This is a genomic window from Streptomyces sp. NPDC002958 (assembly GCF_055563255.1).
Genome location: NZ_JBVHDS010000080.1, coordinates 1 through 1,537 on the forward strand (window position 1 = coordinate 1; position 1,537 = coordinate 1,537).

Here is a 1,537-nt window from a genome sequence, read left to right on the forward strand (position 1 = left end):
GCACGTCGGCGCAGCTCAAGCGGGTAACGGGAAGGTCGTGCCATGACTCGATCCTTTCATGAAATCGAGCCTCCACCTGACCCGGGGCGGTTCAGCCTTCGTTCTTGCGGTGCTGGCGGGTGGGGTTGCCCGGCAGTGGCCCGCTGACGGTGATCTGGTGTTCGCGGGTGGCTCGTTCCAGGTGGACCAGAGAGGTGTAGCCGCCGTCGACCAGGTGCTCGGCCGGCAGCAGCCCGCGACGCGCCAGGCGGGTGTGGATGCCAGGCAGGGCCTGGCCGTCGTTCGTGGCGGCCGAGGTGGTGGCCACGTCCGTGATCACGTTGGCGCTGTCGGAGGCACACGTCTCGGTGACATGCGCGGCGAATCCCTTCCAGCTGATGATGTGCCCATGGCGGACGTAACGCGCCGTGGTGTCGTAGGGCGAGACGATCGCCGAGGAAGAGGGCGGCAGGCCGCCGTCGTCGACGGTGCGCCAGCGTAGGCGGCCTGCCGCGTCGCGGTAGTAGTTCTGCACGACGATCTGCCGCAGCGCCTCGGCCTGTGGGCCGGGCCGGTAACCCGGTCCGTGCCGGTGGAGGCGTTCCAGCAGTCGGCAGGCGTCCTCGCCTGCGGCGAGGATCCTGGTTTTGGGCCGGGTGGGGTTCTTGCCCAGACGGACCGGACGGCCGTAGCGGCGCCCCCAGTCCTCGTCGACCAGGCCGGTCAGCAGGTGCGAAGCAGTGCGGGCCACTTCTTCCAGCACGGCACGGACGGCCTCGGTGACCAGTTCCAGCCGGGTCAGATCGCGCACCGCGGCCAGGACATGGGTGGAGTCGGTGCGCTGCGTGGTGCGCTCGCGCACGAGTCCGGCCTCCTTCAGGCGTGCGAGCGCCAGATCGAGAAGACTGTCGGCGCGGTCGCCCTGGGCGAGGCGCTCGCGGAAGTCGGCCAGCACGCTGTGGTGGAAGCCGGGATCGTCCAGCTCCATGGCCAGGGCGTACTTGAAATCGATGCGGCAGCGGACCGATTCCGCTGCCTGACGGTCCGACAGACCGAGCAGGAACTGCAGCACACAGACGGTGGCCAATTGGGCGGGCGAGAGGCCGGGGCGTCCGTCACGCGGGTACCAGCCCACGAAGTCCTCGTCGCACCACAGCCCGTCCAGCCGGTCTCTCACCCACATCGCCGTCGTACCGCCCGGGTTGCTCGCCCGCGCGATCCGCGCGGTCAGAGACGGGACTTGCTCACCGGAACGAGGACGGAGCGACAACGGACACCTCGACAACTGAATCGGTCTTCGAAACAGCCCCGAGCATGCCCGATGATCACGCTGCCGCACCGGAAAACTCCAAGATCCCCGACAGAGTCAAGCTAACTGATCATTTCAGAATGAGATCGGTGTGGTGGCTTGGCAGTTGGGCGCTATGTCGGCAGGATCTGCCGGGTGTCTGCTGATCTTGTGCCTGATGACCTGTGGGAACGTATAGCCCCGCTGCTGCCGGTTCGTCCGCCCCGGCGGCATCGGTATCCCGGGCGGCTGCCGGCCGATGACCGTGCT

Annotated in this window: 1 protein-coding gene and 1 pseudogene; one reads left to right on the plus strand and one right to left on the minus strand. The window is 68.0% G+C overall.

The genetic code is table 11. From position 1 onward, the window contains the following. Nucleotides 1–91: 91 nt before the first annotated feature. A complete protein-coding gene (locus ACZ3IC_RS34165) occupies nt 92–1,249 on the minus strand; it encodes a transposase (protein WP_467422623.1) in 1,158 nt (385 codons plus the stop codon). A gap of 174 nt (nt 1,250–1,423) precedes the next feature. Between ACZ3IC_RS34165 and ACZ3IC_RS34170 the strand changes: the two are divergent. After that, nucleotides 1,424–1,537 (plus strand): annotated as a pseudogene (locus ACZ3IC_RS34170) (IS5/IS1182 family transposase); the annotation flags it as partial.